This window comes from Paenibacillus maysiensis (assembly GCF_000520815.1).
GTDB lineage: Bacteria > Bacillota > Bacilli > Paenibacillales > Paenibacillaceae > Paenibacillus > Paenibacillus maysiensis.
The window spans coordinates 1-19,171 of sequence record NZ_ASRY01000272.1; the positions used below are offsets into that span (position 1 = coordinate 1).

Sequence of the window (19,171 nt, forward strand, 5' to 3'; positions counted from 1 at the left end):
CTGTTGGAGCCGAAGCCGCGGCCTGATCTGTACTTTTCAATTCCAAAATGTATTGCACCGACTCGCCGGGTCCCAATTTTTCTTCAAAATCGAGATTAGGCGAAGCATTAAGTCCTGATAGGGAACGCCGTGCCTGGCTGTAGGTAGACCCGGCTCCGAAGCGCTCACCCGTGTACAAACCGGCCTTCGGCATCGTCACCCGTACACGGATCGTCTGTGCTGTGGATTCGAAATTCACCAGATTCACCAGCAATTTGTCCGAGGTGGCGCCACTGCCAGCCAGCGGTTTCAGTTTGGAGGTATCCACTGCACGGACATAGACCATCCTATCCTTTGTTTCCTCCGGATTCAGTACCATATAAGTCAAAGGTTTCCCGTGTGTGGCATAAGCCAGACTCAAGCGTCTCATGATGTTTACACGGCTGTCCTGCCCTTGTCCGAACGGATAAATTTCCGTATTCGCCGGATTGTGATTTTGCAGGTCAAAGCCGGTTTTAAACAGCGTGTAGTCCTTATAGAAAGCAGCATGCTGGATAAACATATCGGCAAAACCGATCTGCGAACGCATAATCCGGTCGAACGCTGCTGCTTGTGGCTGACTGGCCCCGTACTCAGGGTTGTCTCGATGCGTATCGTTCGTACCAAACTCCGTATTCAGCATCTTCTTCTCCAGCCCGTTACTTGAACCGCCGAACGTTTTCAGATTTTGAACAAAGCTGCCTCCGCCCTCTTCGTTATACGATTCGCCATAGGCATGTCCATTGGTCAGGTCAGTGACATCCTCCAGTTGCTTACGTTGTGCCGGGTCCCGCTCCCATCCATCCGGATCGCCGCATTTGAGCGTACCTCCGGTTTGGTTTTTGCATGCCTTGGTTGAATAGGTCGGCCAGTAGGCCCAGCCCGGCGCAACCGTTTTGAGATGCGGCGCCAATTGCTTACCTTCCGTATTCAGCCATTTGGCCACAGCCAAATTGACCGCTTTCGAGCGGTTAAACAATCCAGGTTCATTATCTACTTCGTAATATTGCAGGTATGAACCATATTTTTTTACATAATCGCGCAATTTCTGCTTGGCCGTCTCCGGCAGGGAGCCGTCTTTTTGCAGCTTGATATCGCCTGTATACAAATACAAAGCTGACGATTGCATATTATACTGCTTCAACGTTTGGTAGTAATCTCCCACGTCTGTGCAGGCCTTGTTTACATTACTGGCACAAGTGACTCTCATGACATTGCCGCTATACGCAATTCCCAGCCATTTGAGAACATATGGTAAATGTTTAACTGCACCCTCATCATAATAAAATTCTTTATTATTGACATTCGTTCCGGTCAGTATATATTTACCGTGCATCGGCTCGGTCGCAGGTGAAGTTAACGTCTCCAAGCTCAAGTCATCCCAAGTCCACCACACATTTTTATCTTCAGTAGAGGAGCAGTATAGGCAGCGCGCTGTCTTTAGCTTGAGTACGTTAACACCGCTTTGCAATTGCTCTTTAGGTATATATAGCTCGTAATTGCTTTTGAAATTATATGCACTGCCTGTGCCGGCAACCCCGGCAATCTGAATGATGCCGGACAACTGATGATTTGAAAATACAGCCATTTGAGGAACGGCTTTGCCCGCATCCAAAATCCGTACACGGAATATCATCCCGTTCGGAGGAACCTGATCGAGCTTGTACTGAAGTGACAGCTCAGGATTCATGGACGCATTTAGACCGGGAGGAATATCTCCACTGCTGAGCAATACCGGAGCCGCTGTACTTCCTGCTACGGACATCGCTGACGATGTTCCTTTAGCAGACGACTCGGTAGAGGCCGCAGAAATATTGACATTGTCCTTACCGACTACACCCTTAAATTCTGCTGAAGAGTCATCCCGCTGACCGAGCTTCCATACCGGACTGGCCGCCGCTACTTTATCCGTCCTAAGTTCTTCACTCTTGGGAGGCGTATGAATAAACCAGGCGATCATCGCTATAGCTGCGACCCCCAGTAGCCCGGCCAATACTACTATATACCTTTGGGTCAACCATTTTTTCATCATTGTGTTCCACCCTCTCTCCTCAAATTTTTTGGCGGGGAAAGAGTATATATCAAGGAAGAAACAAAGCGTTGCCGGGAATCACCGCTTTCGCTTCATGCTGACTTTCCCACATCAGACGTGCCATTGCATCGCCTGTTTCATCATAATATTCAACTTTCAGATCTGCTATTTTGCCTGCTTGCAAGGTAATGCTGCCCTTGCGTTCAGTCCAGCTTTGTTTGAACCAACTGTCAATAATCAGCTTGCCGTCTACCCATACACGAATACCATCATCGGATATCGTGGTAAACGTATAGGTCTCACTGTATTGCGGCTTGATTTTGCCCGTCCAGCGGACCGAGAACTGATTAGCCTTCACCTTGGGATCAGGCGAGGTGGCACGCCAGTTATAATCCAGCTTACTGTCTGTGCGAACCAAAACAGCGCTGCCGTCCAGATCCATGCTGTTAAAATATTCACCCCGCACCCCGTTCGCGTAGACCATATCCGGAACGGAAGGCGGGGCTGGTTTACTTACCACTGGCGGAGCCGGAGTTGGATCGTTTGGCCCCGTGTCCGGTACGGTCGGTAGCTCCGTGTCAGGTTGTTTCATCGCAGCTAACCCTTCTTTCACATCATCCCGCGTCAAGCTTGTCGAATCATTCATATAATTCTGAATCTGATCCGTCGTGTTATTTTCGGTCAGCATCTTGCCCCAGGTCATGGAATACACCCATTTAGGCTGAGCCTGCATCACCTCGGGACTGGGCACCTCACCGTGTTCCCCAATGGCAATCGGCTTATTCCGTGCCAATCCGAGCAGTCCTTCGTAATGGCTTTGCTTAAAATCATTGTTGTAGATGTCTACAGCCAAAATATCCACTTTGTCATCCCCCGGATATTTCGGGGTATATGGGAAGGTGTACGAATTAGGCGCATTCGGACTCCATACCCACAGCAGATTGTTCAGTTGATGCGTGTTTACAAAACGGTCATACATGATATTCCATAGCTGATTGAAATTGTTTTTGTTTCCCCACCAGAACCAGTCGCCGTTCATCTCGTGGTAAGGTCTCCATAATACCGGAACGCCCGCATCACGAAGCTGCTTTAACGATACAGCGACCTTATCCAGATCGGCAATGAGAAGATTATACTGCGTAGTACCCGGCGTCACGTATTTATTGAACTCCGCCTGGCTTACTTTCGCCTGCACATTGGCCCAAGTCAGTGGCTTACCCGGCAACGGTTCATGATAAGTCATCGTAACCATGCCGCCAGCTCTACTCCAACGTATGGCGCTATCGACGACATTTTTACGTTGTGCTGCCTCCGTAGCGGCGGACTGGCCGGAGATGGCTCCCATCTCGTAGCCATGTACACCAGCATACGCCTGACTGATTTTTTGGACCTTGTTGCTTAATTCATCCGGACTTTCCAAATAATCATGTTGACCCGTGACCATTTTTTTCCCCGAGATGCTGATCAAATAGCTGTATAGTTCACGGGTCTCAGCAGAAGCGTCCGAATTAACAGGCTGTAATGTGGCAGCATTCGCCACGGACAGAGATTCACCAAAACCGACGGGCAACAAAGAAAAAAGCATAACAACGGGGAGTACACTGCGTATCCATCGATTCACAGGAGTAAAATAGGGGCTCACTCTCGCTCTTCCTTTCGGTAGCCAGGCTGCCATCCTCACGGAAGGCCCTTTAGCTTTGCGTACCTGCCTTTCAACAGGGCTGCGTTTATCGTGGAAGGAGTTTGGATTCCTTCTTACCCTAAGTATCGACTTTTTTTTACCAAAATTTAATAGGTCATGTTCATGAATTTACAGATTTTTGCGTATTTTCGACAGTTCGGGCTAAAAAACTTCATAAATGAGTCTTTTTCATCTTTACGAAATATTTATGAAATAAACTGGTGACGGGAAATTTCATCCCAATCCATGCAAAAGCGGACAATATCCTCTTCGACCAGCTCAGAACCTGTCTGTACCTCGATCAATTCCACATCGGTCACGGCCAAAATGCTATGCTTCGTCCCTTCTGGAATGCGAACCACATCACCAGCCTTCACCTTGTGCAGCTTTTCATTCAAAATAATTTCCGCTTCACCGCTAATAATGGTCCAAATTTCACTCCGTTTGAAATGAAGTTGGTAGCTGATATTTTTCCCTTGCAGCACACGGATTCGCTTGGTCAATACCTCGTTGCCCTCGTCATACTTCACATAATCCACTACCCGATAATGTCCCCAACGGCGCTCTTCGTACATTGGACGCTGATTGTGTGCTTTGAGCACTTCCTTGATGCGCGGACTTTCTGCCTTATTAGTCACAAGGATGCCATCCGGGCTGGCAGCTACGATCAGATCATTCGTTCCAATAATCGCCACGGGAATGTCCAGTTCATTGATGAGGCTCGTATTGACACAATCCTCTGTTACTACACCTCTGCCCACTTGCTGATGGGACATTTCTTCTGTCAAGGTGTTCCAGGTACCCAGGTCCTTCCAGAAGCCATCATACGGAAGAACAACGATATCCTTCTCCTTCTCGACTACCGCGTAGTCAAAGCTGATTTTTTCCAGAGAAGAATATTGCTTTTGCATTTCTTCATAGTTCAGCGGCAATCCTTTAGATGTCAAAATATCAAGCAAATAACCTAATTTGAATGCAAAAACCCCGCAGTTCCATAGAGCATTGCGTTCAATCAGACGCTCCGCCTGCTCCCGGTCGGGTTTCTCTTGAAAATGGCTCACTTCACGGTAGCCTGTGCTACCTTGTGTGGCATCGTTTTTCGGTATAATGTAACCGTATTTCTCAGAAGGATAAGAAGGGACAACCCCGATTAACGCAAGCTTTCCTTCACTCTCCTGGAGAGTATGCTCCAACTGGGCGACGGTAGCAAAGAAAGCATCCTCTACATAGGGGTCTACCGGCAATATAGCAACAATTTCATCCGGCGAAACACCAACGATGGAATATAGATAGGTCGCTGTCAACGCAATGGCGGGAAAGGTATCTCTTCGTTCCGGCTCAACAATGATGCGCGTATCCTGCCCAACCTGACTCTGAATCATTTCGACCTGAGCTCTCCCTGTTGCAATGAACGAGGATTCAGACAAGCCGTTATCCCCCAGTTGTCTCCACACCCGTTGCACCATGGATTCCGAATTCCCCTCCGGACTCTCCAGTACCTTCAAAAATTGTTTGGAACGGGAATCGTTGGACAAAGGCCATAATCTTTTACCGGAACCACCAGACAAAAGTACGAGCTTCATAACTCTCCACTTCCTCTCTAATTTGGGTAGGTGATCGGATGATGCACGGTTGAGTAGCCCGCTACGGGATGGATTTGATCTTACGATCGCTGTTGGACCGGGATTCACTCGATTATATAAAATCGTATAAAGGTTTGAATCCCGGTCCAAAGGCGAACGCTCCGCTTCTACAGATTCAAATCCATCCCTGCGCTACTCAAATATGCATCATGCCGATCATACCGTGTATTGCAAAAGGCACGACCGGACATGATTAGTCCGGTCAGCCTGTAAAGACGCGCGTGCACTCGCGCTTGCCTGCCGTGCTTGCAGGCTTCAAGTAATCAGAACACCACTCAGAAATTGCCTTCGGCAACCGCAATGGCGTCCTTGCTCAGAAGGAGCAGCATAGCGCAATCACATGGCAGCCTTGCTCCGCAGGAGCGGTGCGGCGCAGCCGCATGGCGCCTTAATCCGAAGGAGCGGCTTCACTGAGCTGCTCCTTCGGATACGCCCTTCCTACCTCCCCCCCTATAAGGTGGGGGTTAAAAATTGTGACTCCATGCGGTAAAAGTTAGCGGAGCGGGCAGAATTGTTCTGAAGAAGCGGAGCGTTTGCCTTTACCCCCGGATTTTAACCTTTGAATGTTTTACCCAATCCAAAAATCCGGGGGTAACAGCAATCGGAAGAACAATCTGCACGCGCAGCGCCTCCAACACCACCACAGTCACTTTTTAAGCTTCAACCTTATCTCTGTTCCACCCACTCATCCGCGGACGACCTACAGAGTAGTATTCCAGCCCGGAGCCTTGAATCTGCTCCTCCGTAAATACGTTACGACCGTCAATCAGGACTGGCTTGTGCAGAATGGAAGCCAATTGTACGAGATTGACGTTTTTGAACTCTTCCCAATCGGTCAGCAGGCAGACCGCGTCGCTTCCTTCGGCGGCTTGCTGCGGGGAGGAGCACCATACAATATTCGGGTGATCCACGCGCTCCTTGAATTTTTCCATCGCAATCGGATCATACAGCTTCACAATAGCGCCTGCCTGGATCAGCGTTTCGATGATTTCCAGTGCCGGAGCCTCGCGGATATCGTCTGTATTCGGCTTGAAGGCCAAGCCCCAAATGCCAATCGGCACGCCATGCAGTTGACCCAGCGATTCGCGCAGCTTGGATACGATCATGAAACGCTGGTCGGTGTTCACCTCGACCACCGATTTTAACAGCTTAAATTCATAGTCTACATTGCCCGCAATTTGGATGAGCGCATTCGTGTCCTTCGGGAAGCAAGAGCCCCCGTACCCGATCCCTGCTTGCAGGAAAGAGGACCCGATTCGTTTGTCCATCCCCATACCGTCAGCCACACAAGTGACATCCGCGCCCACCTTTTCGCAAATATTGGCGATTTCGTTGATAAACGAAATTTTGGTCGCCAGAAATGCATTGGATGCGTATTTGATCATCTCGGCACTGCGGATATCCGTCACATAAATGTTATCCGTGAACACCTGATGCAACGTAACCATCGTTTCACGCAACCCCGTGTTGTCCAAACCGATAATGATGCGATCCGGATAGAGTGTATCATTGATGGCAGAGCCTTCTCTCAAAAATTCCGGAGCGGATACGATATCGAAGGACAAACTCGTATGACGAGCCAGCACTTCCTTGATCTTTTCGTTCGTTCCGACAGGGACCGTGCTCTTGGTCATAATAATTTTATACCCGTTCATGGCCTTCCCGACATCAGCAGTCGCCTGCTCAATATAGGACAGATTCGCTTCACCGTTAGCCAGAGAAGGCGTACCTACCGCCAAAATAACGATATCCGAGCGTCGAACCGCGTCAGCCAAATCCGAAGTAAACTCCAAACGACCCGCTTCCAGATTTAACGCGATCAATTCCTCAATGCCAGGTTCATAAATAGGAGATTCCGCCCGGTTCAGCATGTCGATTTTGTGCTGCTCCAGATCGACACAAATCACCTCATTACCTTTATGTGCAAAACACACGCCCGAAACGAGCCCAACGTATCCAGTACCGATTACAGCCAGCTTCATACCGTTCATCCTCCTTTTAGAAAGTTCACATAGGCTTGCTCTACATACTTTTTGAAATGATCCTTGAACGTATCTTCATCAAATTTGCGTGCATGGCTAATGATTCCGTCCACATCCCATGCATGCTGCTCGACCTTGGCGACCGCCTCCAGCACATCCTCTACCTGATGTTTGCGGAAAAATACACCATTCACATGAGGAACGATGGTATCCAGCGCTCCCCCGCCCTGATAAGCGATAACAGGCCGTCCGGCTGCGTTCGCCTCCAGAGGCGTGATACCGAAGTCCTCTTCCCCCGGAAAAACGAGCGCCCGGCATTCTGCCATCAGCTTGTTGACCTCTTCGTCTTCAAGTCTGCCAAGAAACTCAATGTTCGGAGAGGCCATGCCTTCCAGTCTTTTACGATCCGGTCCTTCACCGACAATGCGCAGCTTGAGACCATTGCGCTTGAATGCCTCAATCGCCAGGTCAACGCGCTTGTAGGACACTAACCGGGATACGATTAGGTAATAGTCACCAATGCTTGTAGCACGTTGGAAACGGGATGTATTAACAGGAGGGAAAATGACATCCGACTCCCGTTGGTAATAGTGCAGAATTCTCCGTTGGACGACGGAAGAATTGGCGACAAACTGGTTTACGTTGCGAGAAGTTTTGGCATCCCATGTTTTCAACCGATTCATGTAAAGCTTTAGCATGCTTTTGAGCAGGTTGGATTTGGACTGCCGGGCCATATATGTATCGTAATCCCAGGCAAACCGCATCGGTGTGTGACAATAACAAATGTGAAACGTATGTTTAGGTACCTGGATGCTTTTCATAAACGCGCTGCTGGAGCTTAAAACAATGTCGAAATCCCTAAAGTCGAAATCACGGATAGCGATGGGGTACAGCGGCAGCACTCCTTTGAAATTGGCCTTCACTCCAGGGATGTTTTGTAGCCAGGTGGCTCTTATGTCTGCATCCTTCAAGTTGTTCGACAGGCGGTCGTCGCTGAACACCGTTGTGAAGATTGGAGCCTCCGGATACATATCGTGGAATACCTCTACCACCCTTTCCGCTCCGCCCATTTGGATTAAGTAATCGTGTGCTATCGCTATTTTCATCTGAATCATCCTTTAACGCGAATGTCGGTCAGACTCCTGCCAACAAACCCTTATAGTAATGAACTATATCCTTAACCGTGTTCTCGATAACAAAATGCTTCTTGACCCGTTCCATCCCCTTATCGCCCATTTGCTGACGTTCCTGTGGATGCTCCAGCATCCAGCGGATGGCTTCTTCCAGCTTGGCTGGATCACCCGGTTCAATAAGCAGCCCGGTTTCGTTCGGTACGACGGTTTCCTTGGGTCCGCCCTCATTCGAAGCAATCACCGGCAGACCTGCGGCCATGCCTTCAATAATGACCTGCCCAAACGGCTCCGGTGTGATGGAGGTGTGAATCAGCAGATCACAGCGCTGCATCAGGCCCTGAATGTCATCGACGTGTCCAAGTAAATTGACGTTGTCTAATCCGTATTCGCGCATTGTGGATTCCAGACGGCGTTTGTATTCCTCTTCGCCGAACAGCGCATCTCCAGCCAGCCAAAATTTCACACGCTTATCCGGTAAAAAAGAGCGCGCCGCTTCCAGTAAAATGTGCTGTCCCTTCCACTCTGCCAGTCTGCCGACCAATACGACGTTAAACGAGTCATCGTCACGTGAATTTGCGGTCACATCACGAGCCGTAATCGCTTTGGCAAATGCCGAGTAGACGACGAGTGTCTTTTTGTCCGGGGGCAGCTCCAGCGCACTTAGCGTGGACTTGGAGTTGGCAATGACGCCGTTAGGCAAAAAGCGGGACATCAGGCGAATGCCTTTGGCGACAATCGGCTTCAGGTACGGCGGGCCGATATGGTCACGAATATGCCAGATCAACGGCACCTTCGCTGACTTCGCGGCTACTGCGCCGTAGAACGCCGACTTGAGCGAGTTCGTGTGAACACACACGACCTTTTCCTCGCGCAGCAAAGGTGCAAGCTTTTTCCCATAAGCCAACAGCCGGTAGGCTGCCGCAGGCGCACCCAGATTGACGGCATTTCGCCCCCGATTGCGGATAGAATCATCCAGCGGAACGATACGTACATCAATGTCACGTTGCCGGAGGCGATCTGCCAAATCACCTTCCTCCGCCAAAATGACGAGCGGGTCGATATGTTCCCCGATGTTCGTCAGTATGTTATACAAAGCGACTTCGCCGCCGCTCCATCTTGCCGTGTGGTCAATATAAGCTATTCTCAGCATTTTGCCGCCGCCTTTCTGTCAAGGGCCTGCCGGAACACATCCTCCACCTGCTCCGCCACATGCCCCCACGTATATTTGCTCAGGACATGGTCCCTGCATTCCCGTGCGTCAGGAAGGGCTTCGCGGTTATCCAGCACACGCAGCAGTCCTTCCGCAATGGCTTCGCTGTCTGTTCCCCGGAACAACAGCTCCGGACGGAATCCACTTAAAATTTCCTTGTTGCCGCCTACAGGAGTCGCCATCACCGGCAGCCCCGAGGCCATCGCCTCCACCGTGATCAGACCGAAACCCTCCAGCGCCTGTGTTGGCACAACGAACATATTCGATGCCTGATGATACAGGGGAAGCTCCTCATCCGATACATATCCAAGCAATCTTACATGATTATGAAGATTGTATTCTGCCACCTTGGAGGCCAGTTCCTCCATCAGAGGTCCCTTCCCGCCAATCAACAGCAGATGATCAGGATGACGCTCGGTGACCCGCCGCCATGCTTCCAGCAGCTGTAGCAGTCCCATTCGGTTAACAAGACGACGGACGGTCAGCACAATTGTCGCATTCTGTGGCAAATTCAGCCGTTCCCGCACCGTACCCCGATCCTCTGCCGGATGGAACCTTTCTACATTCGCCGCACCTGGAATAATATGAATTTTGCTGAGTGGAACCTTATAGTGCTCATGCAAAATATCCCGAAAGGTTTCGCTCAGCACTACAAATTTGTCCGCCAGACCATAAGCCTTCATTTCAATGGATTTGGCCAACGTCGTTTTCAGCAGATGCTTGAAGCCTTGCCCTTCAATCTTCATTTCCTCTGTCCATGGGCCGTGGAAGGTGGTGACTACCGGAATTCCCCGTTTTTTCGCCTCCAGCGCCGGTCCGACACCATAGGGGGCAAAATGGGAGTACAGCACATCTATCGGCTGCTTGTCGAACAGCGTTGCTGCATATTTTTGCATCAGCTCTCGACGCTTCCAGATGGATTGCTGCTTGCTGCCAATCGAATGAATTCGGATACTGTCAGGCACTTGCGGCTTCTCATCGCTACAGATTAAAGCATCCAGCGTATTTTGTTCCGCCAGTTGCTCACAGATGGATTTGAAGTAGGTGTTTAAACCGCCGGGCTGCAAGGACGGCCAGCTAAGCCCTGTTGCTGCAATGCGAAATCCGTTATTGTACAACATAGCTGGTTTCTCCTTTCTGCTCGGTCTGTTCGTCTTCTACAATCTCTATTTTTTTCCGCCGCTTCGTCAGCTCATAATGCTTGAAGCAGACTAGAAACTCATACATCACCCAGAAGACCGCCACTGCAAAACCTGCCAATCCCTTGCGGTATAAGCCTTGGACAAAATACTTCTGCACAAAGCGGGCTGGAGGCCGCAACAACAATCTGGTAATCCGAAAGGATCTGCCTTTGTTAAATGCCGTCTCCGCTTCGAGGTCTGTGTACTTGTTAAAACGGGTCATATGATCACTGATGCTGCGGAAGCCATAGTGCCATAACACGCCCTCCAGATTGATAATCTGGGAAGAGGCTACATCCGGCATTTCATGAACAAGACTATTTGTAATGCCGTAAATACGCCGATTGTACAGACGAACCAAATACTCGCCTTTGTTCATCCATTTGCCCAGAAAATCACCAATTCGAAACACAGAGTATGCTTTGGCCGGATCATGGAGCGTTTCCTTGATCTTCAACAAATCTCCAAGAAGCTCCGCATCTACCACCTCGTCCGTATCAATCAGGAAAATCCAATCAAATTCGGCTTTTTCAACACCAAACATGCGCTGCTTCGCATAACCGGGCCACGGGTTGGAAAACACCCGACAGCCCAATGATTCAGCTACCTGAATCGTATTGTCCTTGCTCCCTCCGTCAATGACGACGATATCGTCCGCAAAGGGCTTGCAGGATTTGATGGCGGCTGTGATTCGAGTGCCATCATCCTGAGCGATAATAACTACGGATATCCGGTTGTCCGCGGGAACGCTAGACATGTGGTTCATTAGGGGGTGCCTCCTTCTTTATCTAACCGTTAACTGGCTTTTTCCGGACGTAGTGTGACATCGTTGATCGGAGCCATTGAATATCTTGTTTGGAAATAAGCAGTCTCGGAATTTTCATTTTCAGAACGAATTTAACATTACATAAAATGAAAACGAATCGTAGAATCCCCGAAGACAGCATCGCTATCCCTGCACCCGTCAAGCCGTATCTCGGAACGAGTATAGACAGCAATGGAATGACGAGTGCCAATCCGACACCCTGTAGGATGGTAACCAGCTTTGGCTTACCCAGCGCCATGAATTGCTGTGCCAGTACCATGGTTCCTCCGCTGATAGCAACCTCAAGCACCAGTAACCGGAACACCGTAAGCGCTTGTTTAAACTCCTGACCATATAGCAAGGTAAATACGAACGGAGCAATCAGCATCAGCATCATGGCAGCCAGAATCGTTGCTGTTGAAGTCACTCGAAACGCCCGAAATGTTATTGCAACCGCGTCCTCTTTGTTTAACCCAGAGGCTTTGGGAAAGAGCACGACGATAATCGAGGTTGAAAATACATTCACCATCCGGGCCAAGCTGACCGCTACCGCATATAAGCCGAGATCAGCCGGTCTGAGCAGACCCGCAATCAGGATCTGATCAATGTAAGTAGAAACCTGCCCCATGAGATCGTTCCCGTATGAACCCATGCCGTAGGTAAAGAGATTTTTGAATTGCGTCCAGCTGTTCTTCACCTTCGGTTTGTACAGCCGAACCATTCGAATCGTGACACCGATATAAATCGGCAAGCCTGGAAGCAAATAGGCCAGGGCTGAGGTGTACGGATTCATATGACCCGTCAGGATCAGGATCGCCAGACCCAGCAGCGTACTCAGCGGTACCAGATACCGGAACAAATTGTACTGCTTGTATTCCGACCGGACCTGAAGCAATGCATTATTGATCTGCGAGATCGCGATAAGCGGACACATCATCATGGAGCATTGCGCGAACAGGATGACCGATGATGAAAAGGAGCGCAGCCAATAAGGAATCAGGAACACGCCGATGAGTGTCGCCAAGCCCCCGAACATCGCCGCCAGTAGCAAGGCGAGGCCGTACAGCTTGCCTGTTTCCTCCGGGTTCCTTTTCGCATTGTAAATCAAAGCGGACGGGACACCGAAGCTCATGCAGAAGGCGAGAAATTGGGACCAGTTCACCATCGCTGTCTGTTCCCCGCGTCCGGTAGGACCCAGGAATCGGGCCGTCAACACGCCAGTCAGCATGTTCACGACGAGAATCAGCATGCTGAATATCATCGTTTTGACTGCTGCCGAGCTGCTATCCTTGCTTTTGGCAAAGCGAACCACTGTGGACCACAGTGTCCGAACAGGTGCGGATAATGTTTGTAAGTTTTGCACAGCCTTTACCTTCTTTCCGCGATGACATCTTTTGCCCACAGTCCTATTCCGATCATCATCCAAATCAGATAGCCGCGCATACCGGGAAAACCGTTATCCGATATGAGACTGGCTACAGCTCCGGCCCACGTAGCCAATGCCAGTCTGATATAAGGCTGACTGGCGTCTCGCTCGGCAATGCGGACGAGAAGGCGCTTGATGATAACGATCAGACCACCGAAGAAAAAGAATGCTCCGCAAATACCGAAGGTGAGGAAAATGGCAATGTAGCCATTATCCATAATCCCAAGTTCACCGAGATCGCCGCCATTATCAAGCTTGGTTCCGATTCCTACGCTCCCGATCCCCTGCCCCACCGGGTTACCGACAATGGCCGGAAGCATCGTATTCAATAGATCCAGGCGTTCATTGTACGAATGATCCTGTTGAATATCCGTCAACGTTTGCATGCGGGCCACCAGACCTTCTGCTCCCGGCAGCTTCGGAACAAGGATGTAGAGAAGGAGGCCAACGACAGCAAGTTGAAACAAGGTTTTCCACTTGCCCTTGGAGGATGAAGTGAGAATATAAGCCAGCAGCATAACGAATGCAATCAGCCAGGCTGAACGTACCAGCGTGATCAAAAGACAAACGACCGTCAGCAGGACTCCGATCCATCCCAATGTGCCGCGCCACCGTTTCTCCATCAGCATGGGTACGAGCGCCATTGCCAGGAAAATAGCGCAGGGACCAGGCGAGTTCATAGAAGAGAAAACTCTGATTTGGAGCGGCTCTGGTATACCGATAGAATTCATCTCTACGTTATTCATCCAAAACGCATCCCAAGGAGGGACTGTCAAATACTGAATAATGCCGTAAATCGCCACGAGAACGGCAATGTTAGCATAGGAATACAACAGACGATCCAGTTCCTTAGCTTTCATGGGCTTAATCGCAAGATAAGGCAGCAGTAGCAAAGGAATCACATAGTTGGCTAAATCATAGGCAAAAACAATTCCATTTTTGAACAACCCGACCACACTTCCGTAGGCCAGTTCAATCCCAAAAAACACAGCAATCCGGGTCAATGGCTTTTCCGCCTGATGAATGCCACGCAGCACGGGAATAATCAACATGCTGCTTACCAGCAAGGGTGCCAAGCTCAACAGGGACACCGAGTGATACGTTCCCTCCATCCAGTCCGCAATGCGCCGAATTTCCGGTCCTACTGCCCACACCACCAGGGTGTACGGAATCAGCATCCGCGATTGAATGATCGCCAGCAAAAAGGCCGGAAAAACGAGCGCCAGCAATATGGCCCCCTGCTGGCTCATGGTCGGATTCATCTTGGCGCTGACAAATCCGATGGCGAGCGGCAGCATACAAGCCAACACTCCCATGCCGATCATGCTGATTCCACGCCGATTTCCTAACCAAACGGAAACCTGCTGATCTGCCAATCGACTCATGTTTCTCACCCCTGACCTCCCTTCATCCGGTTCCGCTTGAACATTTCCTTAAACAACAGAACGAGAAACTGGGAATCCTCAATCAAGTATCTTTTCCACAAACGCTTAGGCTCCTGAGACAACCGCCAAAACCATTCAAATCCTGTCTTCTGCATCAGCTCCGGTGCACGTTTCACATTTCCCGACAGAAAATCAAACGTAGCTCCCACCCCTATCGAAATCGGAGCGCGATATGTCTCGTAATATCTGTAAATCCATTTTTCCTGTTTAGGTGCGCCTACACCGACAAAAACGATGTCCGGGCGAGCCTCTTGCAGCAATTGGACAATGTGTCTGTTCTCTTCCTCATTTTTCTCAAAGCCATAGGAGGGAGAGTAGCAGCCCACCACATTCATGTTCGGGTACGATTCCTGAAGATTGAGCATGGCCTTCTCGGGAATACCGTCCGCCGCACCCAGAAAAAACAACCGATAGCCTCGATCCTCAAAAGCCTCCCCCAGCCGGGTGAACAGATCGGAGCCTGACACCTTTTGCTTGAGGGGCTTTTTCAGCAACCTGGACGCCCAAATAATGGGCATTCCATCGGCCACCACAGCTCCCGCATCGGAATATACCTTGCGGAATTCATCATCCTTGCGAAGCTTGATCACATGATCGACATTACAGGTCAAAATGTAGGAATGACGCTGATGCACAATAGAAGTATCTATAAATTCGAGTAGATCGTTAAAATCATAATTATCAAAGTTGACATCGAACATGTTCACTCTGCTCATCGTATCACTTCTCTTTGCGAAAATCGGTTTGCGTAGATGTCTGGTATAACGCGTTCAAATACCAGCAAAACGGAATAATCATCTGAACCGTCGACAACGTGTTATCTGAAAACGAATAGATCAGAAAGCCCGCAATCAAGCTTGCAAAATAAGGTTTGATCGATCTGGCAAGCGACCGGTAAATGAGAACGAACACGACCAGCAATGAAAGCATTAATAGCCCGCAGCCGACATATCCCGTGTCAAAATAAAAGCGTATATACTCGTTATGCGGTACGACAAAGCCTTTGAATAACGTCCCGTCGTTCGCAACCGTCACCGCGCCAAGACCCCTGCCTGACCACGGATAATCCTGTACTCTGTTCAAGAAATATTCCCATGCCTCCGAGCGTCCCGACAGGTCAATTCCCGTATCGGTCTCCCGCTCGAAGGAGCGTTTTTTTAAATTGTTCCATTGCAGGGCCACCGCCCCCAGAGCAATCAAAAACGATCCGGCCAGCGGTAGCAAATAATTGACTTTTCCCTTGAGATACTGCCGGGCGATATCGAACAGATACACAGCAAACATTAGCAACAGTGCCAGAATTGGCCCGCGTGTGCCGGTAGCAATCAGAATCAAGAAGTTCAGTGCCAGCACCGTATAATAAAAAGCAGCTTGCTGCGGCTTGCGTTTGACCTCAATCAGCGAGACGGCAATCCCCAGAAAGGAGAGCATCGCCAGATGCGGCGGAATGTTCGCTCCCTGTACTCTCACCGCCCCCGTAAATTCCACATCGGTAAACGAATGCAGCCCTACGACCTGTAAACCGAGTCCGACAACCACACTAATGATCGGCAGCAGGCTGATCAGCCGGATATGCTTTTCGGCCACATCCTTCTTCCACTGGATCAGTAGAAAAAAGAAGGGCAACGATAGTCCGACGAAAGCTTTTACTGCAATCGAGGTCGTCAGCGTAGGCAGCCATGCTGAAAATCCAAATGTAATTCCCAGCATGATCACCAAAGCCCAGATCGGATAGCTAAACTTGAGGCGTATGCCGTAAACGAGCATGCACGGTACCAGCAGGGCCAAAATGCCCAATTTGTACAATGACAAAATCTCGATGCCGAATACGCCACCCTGATACAGGGAATCCACCGATACCGCCGTGCTCAGCAGAACTGCATAGCTGATGCGCTCCGGATGATGGATAGAAACGGCCAGCAGAAGCAGTAAGCATACCGCCGCAATGCTGGCCACGGGCTGATAAGTAGCCGCAATTCCTACAGCAAGAGCGCCCAGAAGAAAAATGAAAACATGCTGTATTGTGTTTATTCTCGAAGTCCAAGGATAGTTGCTCATGTTCAATCTTTCACCCCGCAGCTGACTCGCTTTTCCGGTTGCGCAGCGTATCCAGGGTTCCCCGTATACTTTCAAATCTGCACCGGTTCAACAGCTTCCTGCCCTCAGTACGTGCCAGCAGGGAGTCCATCGTGTTGTATAGCCATTTGGCTGCTGTCTTCGCCATCAGCATCACGTTTCCGCGCAGACCTACGGCCTGAACAGCGTGAGACATGCCCTGACAGTAGTAACGGTTCATGATCCATTCCTTTGTTAACCGTGCAGCCGGAACAAAATGCTTCACTGCCATGTGAGGATGGTACATGATCGTTCCACCATTTTTACGAATCTGCTCGAACACCCACGATTCTTCACCGGATAAGAGGAGGTCTCCCTTTCTTCCCAAATGAAGCGGGAACATCACGGCAGCAAAAGCCGTTTTGCGCATGGCCATATTTGCTCCGAACGGATTCAGTCCCGGCGGATATTCACGGATGGCTTTTCCCAAGTCAATAATTGTGTAGGGCAGCTCAAGCGGTCCTGTCAGCCAGCCCGGTCGTTCCGTTTCAAACAAAGGATCTATCTTTCCGCCCATGGCCGTCAGCTCTGGATTGTTCCCAAAGGTTGACATAATCGTTTGCAGCCATGTAACACACGGGATCGCATCATCATCCAGAAAAGCAATGACTTCTGCCCTTGATAACGTAATGCCCGCATTACGAGCGGCTGATAATCCTTGCTCGCGCTCATAATGATACCGGAGATGAATATCCTGACCATGTGCGACAGTGAACCTTTTGATCGTCGCTGCTGTATGATCGGTGGACCGGTTATCGACCACAATGATCTCAGCCAGTGCAAGGTCATTTAGCTCCAGCAGGGACATTAGCGTTTTTTCCAGCAGGTCCGCCCGGTTATAGGTGCAAATAACGACGGACACTGCGGGACATCGCTTGAATGCATCCATCAGTAAGCATCCTTGGAGAACAGCATTTTAATGCCTGTTTTCATGATAATTTTCAGATCGAGCCACGTATTGCGAACATGAATATACTTCAAATCCATTTGCACCATTTCTTCGAAGCCTACGCTGTTACGTGCGCTCACCTGCCAGTAGCCGGTACATCCCGGTGTTACAATCAGGCGTTGCTTGTCATAATCAGAGTATTGTTCTACCTCGCTCGGCAATGGCGGACGCGGACCCACTAACGTCATGTCCCCGACCAGCACATTCCACAGCTGCGGAATCTCATCAATACTCGTCTTGCGCAAAAAACTGCCAATCTTCGTAATCCGCGGATCGTTTTTAATTTTGAACATGGCGCCGCTCACTTCATTCAGCTCCATTAAGTCCTTTTTCAGCTCCTCGGCGTTGGACACCATTGAACGGAATTTATACATGTTGAATAGCTTCTCATTCTTGCCCACCCGAATTTGCTTGAAAAACACGCTTCCCTTCGGATCTTCGAGCTTGATCAAAACACCCACCACGATAAAAAGCGGCAGTAATACGATCAAACCCACGAAAGACAGCAACATATCGAGCAATCGCTTGGTTACCAGGTAAGACGTTTTATCCTGAATTTGTGTATTTCCGTATGGCATGTAAAACGCTTTACCTGACATGACAGCCTCGCCGTCCTCCGGTAAATTTTCCATGCTCATGCTGACGTACCCCCTCTCAACCTGCTGTGGTTGCTTTCTCGGTCTTTTTCAGCCACTCGTGCATGGCCTCTATAACCGGATACTTCAAATCATCGCTAGCGAGTGCAAATTCAAGTGTGGTCAAAATATAACCAAGACGCTCGCCCACGTCATAACGTGTTCCTTCAAAGTCATAGGCGTACACGCGCTCGCTTTGATTCAGCTTTTGGATGGCATCGGTCAACTGAATTTCGCCGCCTGCTCCTTTTTCCTGAAGATCGAGATATTTGAAAATTTTCGGTGAGAATACATAACGGCCCATAATAGCCAGATCGGAAGGCGCTGTGCCCGGAGCCGGTTTTTCTATAAAATTGTTTACCCGGTACAGGCGTCCGTCCTGTTGATCCGGTTCAATGATGCCGTAGCGGTTCGTGAACTCCTGCGGTACCCGCTGCACACCGATGACGGAATTTTGAGTTTCCTCATATTGATCCATCAGCTGACGCAGGCAAGGCTTCTGACCTGTTACGATATCATCGCCCAGCAGTACGCCGAACGGCTCGTCCCCGATAAAGCGTCTTGCGCACCATACGGCATGTCCCAAGCCTTTAGGTTCTTTCTGGCGAATGTAGTGAATTTCTACTCCCGAAGAACGCTGTACCTCTTCCAGAAGCTTCAGCTTGCCGTCCTCCAGCAGCTTCGATTCCAGCTCAAATGCGTTGTCAAAGTGATCCTCAATCGCACGCTTGCCTTTGCCCGTTACGATAATAATGTCCTCAATACCAGAAGCAATTGCTTCTTCCACGATATATTGAATTGTGGGCTTATTGATAATCGGAAGCATTTCCTTAGGCATTGCTTTGGTTGCAGGAAGGAAGCGCGTACCCAACCCTGCTGCTGGAATAATGGCCTTCTTCACTCTTTTCGTCATCGC

Annotated in this window: 15 protein-coding genes and 1 riboswitch; all 15 genes read right to left on the reverse strand. The window is 49.7% G+C overall.

Features of this window, described 5'->3' with window-relative positions:
- Nucleotides 1-2,050, reverse strand: a 2,050-nt coding sequence (locus L696_RS0119390) for a PD-(D/E)XK nuclease family protein (RefSeq protein ID WP_025685108.1), incomplete at its 3' end; no start/stop codon positions are given.
- Between the two features lie 49 nt (nucleotides 2,051-2,099).
- Complete coding sequence (locus L696_RS0119395) at nucleotides 2,100-3,725, reverse strand: glycosyl hydrolase (protein ID WP_425339333.1); 1,626 nt, start codon at nucleotides 3,723-3,725, stop codon at nucleotides 2,100-2,102.
- Nucleotides 3,706-3,786: riboswitch (cyclic di-GMP riboswitch) on the reverse strand. It overlaps the preceding gene by 20 nt.
- A gap of 151 nt (nucleotides 3,787-3,937) precedes the next feature.
- On the reverse strand, nucleotides 3,938-5,314 hold the full coding sequence (locus L696_RS0119400) for a sugar phosphate nucleotidyltransferase (protein WP_025685110.1): 1,377 nt from the start codon (nucleotides 5,312-5,314) through the stop codon (nucleotides 3,938-3,940).
- Between the two features lie 713 nt (nucleotides 5,315-6,027).
- The gene (locus L696_RS0119405; RefSeq protein ID WP_025685111.1) at nucleotides 6,028-7,356 is read right to left on the reverse strand and encodes a UDP-glucose dehydrogenase family protein; all 1,329 of its coding nucleotides are present in this window, start codon (nucleotides 7,354-7,356) and stop codon (nucleotides 6,028-6,030) included.
- A 5-nt stretch (nucleotides 7,357-7,361) separates the two neighbouring features.
- The gene (locus L696_RS0119410) at nucleotides 7,362-8,462 is read right to left on the reverse strand and encodes a glycosyltransferase (RefSeq protein ID WP_025685112.1); all 1,101 of its coding nucleotides are present in this window, start codon (nucleotides 8,460-8,462) and stop codon (nucleotides 7,362-7,364) included.
- Between the two features lie 28 nt (nucleotides 8,463-8,490).
- Nucleotides 8,491-9,639, reverse strand: coding sequence for a glycosyltransferase family 4 protein (locus L696_RS0119415; RefSeq protein WP_025685113.1), 1,149 nt, complete (start codon nucleotides 9,637-9,639; stop codon nucleotides 8,491-8,493).
- Nucleotides 9,633-10,820: a glycosyltransferase family 4 protein gene (locus L696_RS0119420; RefSeq protein ID WP_025685114.1), complete on the reverse strand. Its 1,188-nt coding sequence runs from the start codon at nucleotides 10,818-10,820 to the stop codon at nucleotides 9,633-9,635. The genes L696_RS0119415 and L696_RS0119420 overlap by 7 nt, the downstream gene beginning before the upstream one ends.
- Nucleotides 10,807-11,646 carry a glycosyltransferase family 2 protein gene (locus L696_RS0119425; RefSeq protein ID WP_025685115.1) on the reverse strand — a complete coding sequence of 280 codons (840 nt, stop codon included), beginning with the start codon at nucleotides 11,644-11,646 and terminating at the stop codon, nucleotides 10,807-10,809. The genes L696_RS0119420 and L696_RS0119425 overlap by 14 nt, the downstream gene beginning before the upstream one ends.
- A 22-nt stretch (nucleotides 11,647-11,668) precedes the next feature.
- On the reverse strand, nucleotides 11,669-13,048 hold the full coding sequence (locus tag L696_RS0119430) for a lipopolysaccharide biosynthesis protein (protein WP_025685116.1): 1,380 nt from the start codon (nucleotides 13,046-13,048) through the stop codon (nucleotides 11,669-11,671).
- Between the two features lie 5 nt (nucleotides 13,049-13,053).
- Entirely contained in the window at nucleotides 13,054-14,496 is a 1,443-nt protein-coding gene (locus L696_RS0119435; RefSeq protein WP_025685117.1) for an O-antigen ligase family protein, read from the reverse strand.
- Between the two features lie 5 nt (nucleotides 14,497-14,501).
- Nucleotides 14,502-15,272, reverse strand: a complete 771-nt coding sequence (locus tag L696_RS0119440; RefSeq protein ID WP_025685118.1) for a WecB/TagA/CpsF family glycosyltransferase — start codon at nucleotides 15,270-15,272, stop codon at nucleotides 14,502-14,504.
- A 4-nt stretch (nucleotides 15,273-15,276) separates the two neighbouring features.
- Complete coding sequence (locus tag L696_RS0119445; protein ID WP_025685119.1) at nucleotides 15,277-16,614, reverse strand: O-antigen ligase family protein; 1,338 nt, start codon at nucleotides 16,612-16,614, stop codon at nucleotides 15,277-15,279.
- A 10-nt stretch (nucleotides 16,615-16,624) separates the two neighbouring features.
- Nucleotides 16,625-17,560: a glycosyltransferase gene (locus L696_RS0119450; RefSeq protein WP_025685120.1), complete on the reverse strand. Its 936-nt coding sequence runs from the start codon at nucleotides 17,558-17,560 to the stop codon at nucleotides 16,625-16,627.
- Nucleotides 17,560-18,258 carry a sugar transferase gene (locus L696_RS0119455; RefSeq protein ID WP_025685121.1) on the reverse strand — a complete coding sequence of 233 codons (699 nt, stop codon included), beginning with the start codon at nucleotides 18,256-18,258 and terminating at the stop codon, nucleotides 17,560-17,562. The genes L696_RS0119450 and L696_RS0119455 overlap by 1 nt, the downstream gene beginning before the upstream one ends.
- A 16-nt stretch (nucleotides 18,259-18,274) precedes the next feature.
- Nucleotides 18,275-19,168 carry a UTP--glucose-1-phosphate uridylyltransferase GalU gene (galU, locus tag L696_RS0119460; RefSeq protein WP_014280252.1) on the reverse strand — a complete coding sequence of 298 codons (894 nt, stop codon included), beginning with the start codon at nucleotides 19,166-19,168 and terminating at the stop codon, nucleotides 18,275-18,277.
- Nucleotides 19,169-19,171: the final 3 nt, after the last annotated feature.

Excerpts from the sequence above, each read along its gene's own strand:
- L696_RS0119395 (WP_425339333.1), bottom strand. The coding sequence starts at position 3,725 with ATGGCAGCCTGGCTACCGAAAGGAAGAGCGAGAGTGAGCCCCTATTTT.
- L696_RS0119400 (WP_025685110.1), bottom strand. The coding sequence starts at position 5,314 with ATGAAGCTCGTACTTTTGTCTGGTGGTTCCGGTAAAAGATTATGGCCT.
- L696_RS0119405 (WP_025685111.1), bottom strand. The coding sequence starts at position 7,356 with ATGAAGCTGGCTGTAATCGGTACTGGATACGTTGGGCTCGTTTCGGGC.
- L696_RS0119410 (WP_025685112.1), bottom strand. The coding sequence starts at position 8,462 with ATGAAAATAGCGATAGCACACGATTACTTAATCCAAATGGGCGGAGCG.
- L696_RS0119415 (WP_025685113.1), bottom strand. The coding sequence starts at position 9,639 with ATGCTGAGAATAGCTTATATTGACCACACGGCAAGATGGAGCGGCGGC.
- L696_RS0119420 (WP_025685114.1), bottom strand. The coding sequence starts at position 10,820 with ATGTTGTACAATAACGGATTTCGCATTGCAGCAACAGGGCTTAGCTGG.
- L696_RS0119425 (WP_025685115.1), bottom strand. The coding sequence starts at position 11,646 with ATGAACCACATGTCTAGCGTTCCCGCGGACAACCGGATATCCGTAGTT.
- L696_RS0119435 (WP_025685117.1), bottom strand. The coding sequence starts at position 14,496 with ATGAGTCGATTGGCAGATCAGCAGGTTTCCGTTTGGTTAGGAAATCGG.
- L696_RS0119440 (WP_025685118.1), bottom strand. The coding sequence starts at position 15,272 with ATGAGCAGAGTGAACATGTTCGATGTCAACTTTGATAATTATGATTTT.
- L696_RS0119445 (WP_025685119.1), bottom strand. The coding sequence starts at position 16,614 with ATGAGCAACTATCCTTGGACTTCGAGAATAAACACAATACAGCATGTT.
- L696_RS0119450 (WP_025685120.1), bottom strand. The coding sequence starts at position 17,560 with ATGGATGCATTCAAGCGATGTCCCGCAGTGTCCGTCGTTATTTGCACC.
- L696_RS0119455 (WP_025685121.1), bottom strand. The coding sequence starts at position 18,258 with ATGAGCATGGAAAATTTACCGGAGGACGGCGAGGCTGTCATGTCAGGT.
- galU (WP_014280252.1), bottom strand. The coding sequence starts at position 19,168 with ATGACGAAAAGAGTGAAGAAGGCCATTATTCCAGCAGCAGGGTTGGGT.